We start from the raw sequence: 9,298 nt of genomic DNA, 5'->3' as shown, positions 1-9,298 counted from the left end.
GGGCGGATCTCGAAGGAGCGCCCGCCCGCCGTGTCGATCGTCACGCCGCCGCCGAGGGCGATCCCGAGGTCGATCTCGGCGTCGTCGCTGTCCCAGGTGTCGTCGGTGAGGTCGGAGTCGTACTCGAGGTCGAACGCGAAGCGGTAGAAGCCGATCCCCGCCTGGCCGAAGAAGTTGGCGCGCTGCGTGGCGTCGTCGGTGAAGAGGTAGCGCACCTGGGGGACGATCTCGATCGCCGAGAAGTGCCCCTCGACGTCCCAGCCCCTGCCGCCCATGTCCTCGTCGACGCCCCACCGGTCGTACGCGATCCGGCCGCCGAAGAGCAGCCGCTCGGTGTACGACCAGAAGCCGTTCACCCCGAAGCAGAAGCCGGTGTTCGCCGCCTTGCCGAAATCGCCGGTCGGCATGGCGATGCCCGCGTCGACCGACCAGTCGATGTCGTCGAGGACGGACTGGGCAGCCGCGGGCGCGGCGAGCAGCAGGCAGAGCGCGGCGGTGACAACGATTCTCTTCATCACGATGGTCCTCCCGTGTCTCGTGTCCGGCGGCGCCGGACGGGTCGATCTTCCGTGTCCGTCGATGCTCCCGACGGTGGCCTTGACGGGACTATGACAGGTTTGCGCCCGGCGGGCAAGAAGGTTCGGGAAGCCGGGAAGGTCGTCGAAAGTCTGCACAACCGCGCGCCCCGGCGCCGCCCGGTCGTGCCGCGGCGCCGTCGAGGCGCAGACGGCGTGCGGGGGGGCGCGCCGCGGCAGTCATCTCCCCGCGGGAGCGGCAATCGGCGCCGTAGCGGCCGTGCCGGGCGGGGCGACGAGGGCGACCGGCACGACGTATCCGCCGGCGAGGCTCACGAGGTCGTGGCCCCGGCAAACGAAGGGGTACTCGACGAGCCACGGCGCCGCCGCCGGCTCCGCGTGGAGTCGGCCTGCGAGGTGGGCGATCTCGAGGATCGCCGAGGGCAGGTGCGCGAGGAAGACGTAGTCGACGAGGGCGAGGGCCTCGTCGGCCCGCAGGGCGCAGAGGACGGGTCGACCGCCGCCGCCGGCCTTCTCCATGCGCGCGGCGGGCTGGCCGCGTGTGAAGAGACGCCCGAGCGCCAGGCAGGCGTTCGGATTGGGAGCGTGGAAGGCGGGCACGTAGACAAACCAGCGGCCCGCTTCCTCGATCCGCGCGAGGAGGCGCTCGACGGCGGCGGCCGGCGCGGTCACGCCGGCGTCGGCTACGGCCCCGCCGGCCAGGGCCCGAAGGCGGGGCGCGTCGATCTCGACGGCCCAGAAGGGCAGCAAGAGCGTCTCCTCCGCATCGTCGCCGGCGGCGCGGGCGCGGTAGACGGTGGCGGCCTCGAGGCCGTTCCGGCCGAGGAGCCAGTACCGGTTGCAGCTCGCGCACCGGAACGCGACGATCGGCCCCATGACGGGAAGCTCGGCCCCGCAGTGGGCGCAGCGGAGGGGCAGGACGCGGTAGCCGCCGGTCATCTCAACTCACCTCCGAACCAGCGGTCGAGACGCGCCGCGAGCCAGCGGTGCGGCGGCATCATCCCGCGGGCCTGCACGAGGTCGCGTACATAGACGATCCCCGCCGCGATCGCCACCGCCGGAAGCCACAGGCCGGCGAGCAAGGCGAAGAGGGCGGGCACGAAAAAGAAGGTCCTGAGGTCGGCTTGCCTTCGCGGCGGCGTCTCGCCGCGAAGGACCGAGCCGTCGTTGCCGTCGACGGTGATCGTGTAGATGCGCCGCCCGTGGCGGTAGCGGAGCAGGTAGACCGGGTAGTAGTAGAGCGAGAACTCGCTGCCGAGCAGGTCGAACCGGCTCGCCCGCACCTCGGCCCCGGTGGGCGCGCAGAGGTTCGTCAGGTAGGCGAAGGCGTCCCGCTCGGCCTGTCCGGGGGAGATCATCGGGAAGGCGAAGGATCCCTCGTCGCCGAGCCGGTGGTCGAAAGGACGCCACCGGATGAAGCGCGAGCGGAACGCGATCCCCCGCAGGCCGAGCCTCCTGAGCGAGCAGGCGGGGGCGCTCCAGTCGATGTGCTTGAAGACGAGCTTCGCGAAGGGCCGGCGTTCCTCGTTCGTCGTCATGACGAGGCGCTCGCCCCCGTGCCCGTCGGGGCGAAGGACCTCCACCTGGCGTCGATGGATCTCGTTGCCGGCGAGCCAGCCGACGAGACGCCCGTGCATCCGCCAGAAGGGGACGTGGACGAGGCGGAGGTCGACGATCGAGGCGTGCCGCGCCCGGATCCGCCCGCCGGTCTCTTCGGCGAGGTGATGCAGCGCGGTGAGCCGTGCCTTGCCGGCCGTGATCCGCGGGTCCATCGCGAAGGAGCGCACGCCGGCCGGATCCACGACGACGAGGGCGGAGCCGCAGTACTCGCAGCAAACGCTCCGTTCCCCCTCCTGCACGCCGAGCGACCCGCCGCAGGCGGGGCAGGCGACGCCGTACGTCTCCACCGGCTTTGCCTGGTCGGCGGCGCCCCGCTCCGGCGCGCCCTTCCCGGGCTCGTTCGCCGGGTTGTCCGTTCGTTCGATCGTTTCCACGCTCATCCGTTCGACCGTCCCGCGAGACGCCGCCGCGCGGCGAGGGCGAGCCAGCCCGTCGTCGCGGCGGACGCGATGACGACAAGCCGCGCCGGGAGCCCGGCGCCGAGTCTGCCGATGAAGAGGTAGGCGACGAAGAGCCCGGCGGCGAGAAGGACGTTCCGCGTGTCGAGCGTTTGCGGCCGCCCGGGGGGCCAGTCGGTCGCGAGGACGAGCCAGCTGTCGCCGAAAATCGCCGCCGTGCGCGTCTTCCCGGCCGCACGGTAGCGCACGGTGTAGAGGGGAAGCCAGAGCAGGCGGATGGCATCGCCGGGGATTTCGCCGGCCGGGACGATCTCCTCGCCGCCGGCGAGGGCTTCGTCGAAGAAGCGCCAGGCGCCGGCGGGGGGCCAGGGGATAGAGCGCGCCGCGCGCGGGGCGGCGGCGATCGCCGTCGTTTCCATCGTGCCCCTCTCGCCCGTCGCCATCGCGTAGGGGACGTAGGCGAAGGAGACCTCGGGAATCCCCCGCGGCAGGGCGAGGCCGCGCTCGGCGAGGTGGGAGACGAGGGCCTCGGTTGCGCCCCGGTCCGTGCGCTCGTGGGGGAGGATGAGCTGTTCGGGACCTTCCTTCTCCCCGAGGGCGAGGGCCGAGCCGCAGAAGGCGCACGTCACCATCCGCTGCCCCGGCCGGACCGTGTTGTCGCCGCCGCAGAGGCGGCACCGGACGTTCATCGCGTCCCTATTCCTTTCGCTCCACCTTCTCGCCGCAGCCCGTGCAGAACTTCGTGCCCGGCGGCAGATCGCGGCCGCAGTGCGGGCAGGCGAGCGTCGCGGCGAGTTCGCGTCCGCACCGCGAGCAGAAGCGCGCATCGGCGGGAAGCTCGGCGTCGCAGTCGGGACAGGTATTCATCCTGACCAGTTGCGCCCCGCAACTCGGGCAGAAGCGCGACTCGGCCCCGACCTCGTTGTGGCACTTCGGGCAGGCGAAGGTCGCCACGGCCGTCGCCGCGCCCCCCGCCGGGGCTTCCGCCGCCTGGCGGGCGAGCATCCCGGGGATCATCATCCCGAGACCGGCCCCCACGCCGACCCCCATGCCGGATGCCGCCGCGGCGCCCGCCGCGCCGCCGCCGCCGGAGGAGGCGGCGTCTCCCATCGCCTTGGCCGCCTTGAACTTGAAGAAGTCGTCGAGGTTGCCGACCGCCTCGAGGCCGCTCCGCTCGTCGATCATCGTCTGCACCTCGGGGGGCGGCGTGATCGCGCTGATGTAGAAGTCGCGCAGCTCGAGACCGTAGCGGGAGAAGTCGTCGACGAGACGCCCGCGCAGCTGCACGGCCAGCTCGTCGTAGCGTTGCGGCAGGTCGAAGATCGTGTCGAGCTGCTCGCCGAAGAGGTCGTTCATCCGGGCGACGACGACGTCGCGCAGGTACTCGCCGATCATCTCGCTCGTGTAGAAGCCCTGCGTGCCGACGACCGAGTTGACGAAGAGCACCGGCTCGGCGATCCGGAAGGTGTAGCGGCCGAAGGCGCGCAGCCGGACGAGGCCGAGGCGGCTGTCCTTGAATGCCACCGGGTCCTTCGTGCCCCACTTCTGGTCGAGGAAGGTCTTCATGTTGGCGAAGTAGACCTCGGCCCGGAAGGGGCTCGTGAAGCCCCAGGGGAGGGCGAGGATCTTCGTGAGGATCGGCAGGTTCTTCGTCGAGAGCGTGTGCCGCCCCGCGCCGAAGACGTCGAGCCCCTTGCCGTCCTTGAAGAAGACGGCCGTCTGGTTGTCGCGCACGATGAGCTGCGCGCCCATCTTGATCTCGGCCGATCCCTCGGGGGGGAGGCGGTGGACGATCTCCTCGCCGGTCTGGTCGAACCACTCGAGGACTTCCATGAACTGGCTCATTGCGGTCTCCCGTCGTCTGGGGCCCAGTGTCGATATGTGCGTTCGTTGTATCGGCCGTCGATGCGCCGGCGCCGCGCGCGCACCGCGCGCGCAAACCGGTCCGATCCAGGTGATGTGCAAGGGAAGTGCCAGCGGAGCGTTCGGGTGCGCCGAAGAGGATTGGATGGGCAATCTGTTTCATGGGAGGCAGTTAGGGGATCTGGCGGGTGCGCTTCGCCGCGCGGGGCGATCGTTTTTGTCTCCGCGGCCGATCCGTTCCGGGCCCTGCCCGGCGGATTTAAGCCACTTCGGGTCGGCGGGCGACGCCGGGTACGATCGTTTCGCGCGACGCCCGGAACTGCAGGAGAGGTGGAAGATCCCGCCGAGCGGGTTGGACGCTCGCTGACAATCCCGCGTGACGCGGTGCAATGCGGCGTTGCATCACGAACCGTCCCCGTCCTGGCGGCGCCGCGAGGCCGCATGGGGCGGAAACCGGAAAAGTCCGGTTTCCGTCGCGTCTCCCGATTCCCTGCGCCGTCCCCGGCGTCTCCATGATGGCCCGTCGTCCGGACGCCGCCCGGCGCCCGGATGTCCCCGGTACGATTATTGCCGAAATCACCGTGCGTCAGCGCTCGGCCCGCAGCGTATCCCGACATGACGACCGCCCGGCAGGGTGAGCGGCCGCCTCGACGGAAGGAGAAGAGATGAGCGGTCGGCAGAAGGTGTATGTCATCGATCCCGTGCGCGGCGACGCCGGCTCGTCGCGGAACGTCGCGAAGGATCTGCCCGCATACCTGCGGTCCGCCACGGCGCGAGAAAACAGGAGCGGCGCGCCCGGCGCCCGCGCGGAACGCGCGTCCGGCGTGCCGGCGATCCTGTCCTGCATGGCGGGACCCTTCTCGATCCTGGCGACATCCGCCGGGCGCCGCAGCCGCGCCTGGATGGCGATCGCCCTGCTGGGAGCGGGTTCGGCGACCGCGACGGCGGTGCTGTGGACGCGCATCCCGTGGCCGGAGATCGGGTTCCCCGCCGCGGTCGCGATGATCGCGGCCGCCGCCGCGGCCGCCGTTTCCTGCTGCCTCGCGTGGACGAGGGGGATCGTGCTCGCCGGGAGGGAGGAGGCGCGGAGGATGCGCCGGTCGCCGGGATGGCTGAGATCGCGCGCCGCCGCGGGATTGATCGGGTCGGTGTTTCCGGGGATGGGACTCTTCGTCTCCGGACATCACGCGAGGGCCGCCGCCGCGCTCTGGGTCGTCTGCCTGGCTGGCATCGCGGCCGTGACGCTTACGAAGGCCGGCCTGCTCTGGGATCTGAACGCCTTCGCCGGCCCGTACGGCGTCGATGCAGGATTCCTCGAGCGGTTCCTCATCGCCGCCGCTGCCGTCGCCGCGGCGGGAGTTGTCGCCTGGGTCGTCCAGGCGCTCGACGGGATACGTCTCGCCGGTCCGCGGAGGAACGATGTTCCGCGCGGAAACGCCGTCTCGCTGGCCCTGGTCGCGGCTCTCGCGCTCATGGCTTTCACCTTCGATGCCTCCGTCGTCGCCGGAGCGCTGGACGCGGGGGCGGCGGCCGCGGCAGGGAAGGGGATGCGGGAGATTCCCTTCCAGCTCGCCCGGGCTGCGGCCGTCCTCGATCCCTCGCGCCCGGCCTACGCCTGCCGGGTTATCGAGATGGGAGAGCGGTGCGGGAAACACGATTACGCCGCGCGGACGCGCCGCGATCTGCTCCAGCGTCTCGAGCCCTCCATCGCGCTGCTCGAGACGGCGGGCATGGTCGCCGGGGTTTCCGGCGCGGCCGGCGGCGAAGGCGGCGTGACGAACGCGGCCGACGATCGACGGATCGGTGCGGTTCCGTCTCTTCCCGCCGAACTCGCCCTGCACGGGGCCGGATTCGCCGGCATGATTCCGTAACGGCGACGGTGGGCAGCGGCGCCAATCCGACGATTCACCGGATGCCGGCCCGGTCCAGGCGCCGGCCGGAGGCCGAAGAGGGAATCGAGCAGCTGCATGGACTGGCATTCCGCCCGGGAGGGGGGTATACTACCCGGGACATGTATTGCCTGAATCCACGAAGACGTCTTGTGCAACCTCTTTTCCTCGCAACGTATCGGGAGGATCGATGAAAAGGACACTGTCCGTGTCGGCGATCGCGATCGTCCTGGCGCTGGCCTCCGCCGGCCCGCTCATGGCGATCGACGAATCGAAGGTCAGGGAATTCACCCTCGAGAACGGCCTGCACGTCATCACCTACGAGATGCACACCGCCCCCGTCATCTACTCGCGGCTGACGTACGACGTCGGCGCGAAGTACGAGCCGTACGGGCAGACCGGCATCTCCCATATCGTCGAGCACATGATGTTCAAGGGCACCGAACGGTTTCCCAGGGGCACCATCGCCGATCTCGTCTCCTCCAACGGGGGCATCTTCAACGCCTTCACATCCAGCGACATCACGGTCTACTACGAGTTGCTCCCCCGGAACAGGATCGAGCTCGCCTTCGACATCGAATCGGAGCGCATGCACCGGTGCGAGTTCGACCCCGGCGAGTTCGCGAGCGAGATCGGGGTGATCGCGCAGGAACGGCGGCAGCGGGTCGACAACAGCGCCAAGGGCATGCGGCGAGAGGAAGTCAACACCCTCATCTTCAAGAACCATCCCTACCGGAATCCCGTCATCGGGTGGATGGAGGATATCCGGTCGATCACCCGCGACCAGGCCTACGCCTGGTACCGGAAATACTACACTCCCAACAACGCCACGCTGGTCCTCTGCGGGGATTTCGAGACGGAGGAGATCCTCGGGCAGGTCAGGCGGTACTTCGGCGACATCACCCGGGGCCCGGAGCTGGAGAAGCCCCGGTTCTACCGCGTCCCGGCCGAGGGGAAGAAGATCCTCGAGTTCAAACATTCGGATATCCTCGACGAGGCGGTGAACATGTATTTCCAGGCGCCCGGCCGCTTCGACGAGGACGGTCCCGCCCTGTACGTGGCGGGCACCATCCTCTGCGGGCGCAGCGCCACCTCCCGCCTCTACAAGCGCCTGGTCAGGCGGGACGAGCTCTGCTCCTCGGTGGGCGGGGGGCTCTCCTTCAGCAAGGATCCCCGGACGTTCAGCATCGGGGTCCGGCTCCTGCCCGGCGTCCCGGTGGCCGACGTGGAGGCGGCGATCCGGGAGGAGATCGATTCGCTCGCCACCGTGCCGGTGGACGAGTACGATCTGCAGAAGATCAAGAACAGGATCCGCTTCGACGAGATCACCGGCGACCAGTACACGAGCGATGTCGGCAACCGCCTGGGACTCTACGAGAACTACGTGGGGTGGGAGTACATCAACGAGTGGACCCGGATGGTCCAGTCGGTCACCGGCGAGGACATCCTGCGGGTGACCGGCACGTACCTCCAATCCGACAACCTGGTCGTCTGCTATTCCTCGCCCGACACGACGGCGACGAAAACGAAACGGAGCCGTGCGGCGGACGAGGAAGCGGAAGACGATCCCGACGGGATGGAAACGGGCGGCGAACACGGGGAGCCGGGACAGGGAGCGGACGAAACGTTGCCCGAGGTCCTCGAGCTCTACGGGCCGCGACTCGACGACATCATCGCTCCCAACCCGATCGCCCCGATGATCGACTCGCTCGTCCTCGACAACGGCGTGCCCGTCTATCTCCTTGAGAACCACGATTTCCCCACCGTCCTCGTGATGGGATTCATCAAGACCGGCCGCATCCAGGAGAACATGGAGCGCCCGGGAATCCGCGGGTTCACCGAGGCGATGCTCCTGCGCGGGACGGAAGATCGCAGCTTCGACGAGATCCTCGAGGAGATCTCCTTCACGCCCTACTCGATCGACATCAGCCAGAGCTGGAACACCATCGGGTTCACGGGATACTCCCTGAGAGAGGACATCGACAGGATGCTCGGCGGCCTGATGTGCGGCCTCGTCGAGCCGTCGTTCCCCGAGGAGCAGATGGAGAAGATCCGACCCCGCCTGGTCGCGGCCGCGGAGGATTTCAAGACGACCGACCGGATGAAGGCCTTCTACGGGATGTTCGAGGCGGTCTTCGAGGGCCACCAGTACGCGGTGTCGCACGCCGGCGACCCGGACGTCTACCGGGAGCTCACGCGCGACGACCTCGTGGCCTTCCACGACAGGTACTACAGCCCCGACCGGATGAAGCTCGTGGTCGTGGGCGATTTCGACCGCGACTGGATCGAGGGGAAGCTGAACGGGACGCTGGGCGGCTGGAGGAAGGAATCGCGCGACCCCATGCTTCCATTCGGCAGGATCGACCGGATCGAGGGCAAGCACGTGATCGTCTTCGGCAACCCCGAGTACGAGCAGTGCCGGGTGGATATCGCCTTCAACCCGGTTTCCGGCGGGATCATGGAATCGAATCCCGATCTCGAGGCGATCGGGATCCTCGAGCACATCCTCTGCGGCAGCTCGCTGACCTCCCGGATGGGCATCGAGCTTCGCGACAGGCAGGGCCTCAGCTACGGGATCAAGAGCAACCTCTGGATCCGCGACGAGGGGGGCTACTGGAACATCCGCACGAACACCGACAAGACGAAGGTGGCGAGGATGATCAGGGGGATGTTCGAGGAGATCCGCAAGGTCCAGGAAGACGGCGTGACCGCCGGGGAGCTGGAGAAGGCCAAGGCGCGGAAGATCGCGCTCCTGAGCCTGTACGTGCGGACGCCGGACGACGTCGGGGCCGTCGTCTACGACCAGATAAAGAACGGCAGGCCCCTGGATTACTTCGACACGAGGAGGGAGCGGATCATGGCGGTCACCCTCGAGGACGTCCGGGCCGCCGCCAACCGCTACCTCGATACGAAGAACTACATCATCGCCGTCTCGGGGGATCTCGACGAGAACGCCCTCGACGAGTTCAAGGAATAGCGGGGCCGGCGCGCC

At 69.1% G+C, this 9,298-nt stretch carries 7 protein-coding genes; 2 read left to right on the top strand and 5 right to left on the bottom strand.

The annotated features are described in order from the left end of the window. The 5 genes from JW876_06150 to JW876_06130 all read right to left on the bottom strand — a co-directional run. The coding region (locus JW876_06150) for an outer membrane beta-barrel protein (protein MBN1885087.1) at positions 1 to 515 on the bottom strand (515 nt) is incomplete at its 3' end. A gap of 240 nt (positions 516 to 755) precedes the next feature. Beyond that, the gene (locus JW876_06145) at positions 756 to 1,475 is read right to left on the bottom strand and encodes a hypothetical protein (GenBank protein ID MBN1885086.1); all 720 of its coding nucleotides are present in this window, start codon (positions 1,473 to 1,475) and stop codon (positions 756 to 758) included. Further along, complete coding sequence (locus tag JW876_06140; protein MBN1885085.1) at positions 1,472 to 2,536, bottom strand: hypothetical protein; 1,065 nt, start codon at positions 2,534 to 2,536, stop codon at positions 1,472 to 1,474. The genes JW876_06145 and JW876_06140 overlap by 4 nt, the downstream gene beginning before the upstream one ends. Continuing rightward, positions 2,533 to 3,243 carry a hypothetical protein gene (locus JW876_06135; GenBank protein MBN1885084.1) on the bottom strand — a complete coding sequence of 237 codons (711 nt, stop codon included), beginning with the start codon at positions 3,241 to 3,243 and terminating at the stop codon, positions 2,533 to 2,535. Before JW876_06135 ends, JW876_06140 begins: the two co-directional genes overlap by 4 nt. 7 nt (positions 3,244 to 3,250) lie before the next feature. Next, positions 3,251 to 4,399: an SPFH domain-containing protein gene (locus JW876_06130; GenBank protein ID MBN1885083.1), complete on the bottom strand. Its 1,149-nt coding sequence runs from the start codon at positions 4,397 to 4,399 to the stop codon at positions 3,251 to 3,253. 683 nt (positions 4,400 to 5,082) lie between these two features. Between JW876_06130 and JW876_06125 the strand changes: the two genes are divergently transcribed. Continuing rightward, entirely contained in the window at positions 5,083 to 6,288 is a 1,206-nt protein-coding gene (locus JW876_06125) for a hypothetical protein (GenBank protein ID MBN1885082.1), read from the top strand. Positions 6,289 to 6,496: 208 nt separating this feature from the next. Continuing rightward, positions 6,497 to 9,283, top strand: coding sequence for an insulinase family protein (locus JW876_06120; protein MBN1885081.1), 2,787 nt, complete (start codon positions 6,497 to 6,499; stop codon positions 9,281 to 9,283). The last annotated feature ends 15 nt before the right edge of the window (positions 9,284 to 9,298 follow it).

Source organism: Candidatus Krumholzibacteriota bacterium, assembly GCA_016931295.1.
Classification (GTDB): Bacteria; Krumholzibacteriota; Krumholzibacteriia; order Krumholzibacteriales; family Krumholzibacteriaceae; genus JAFGEZ01.
This window is presented reverse-complemented; position numbering and strand designations above follow the sequence as displayed.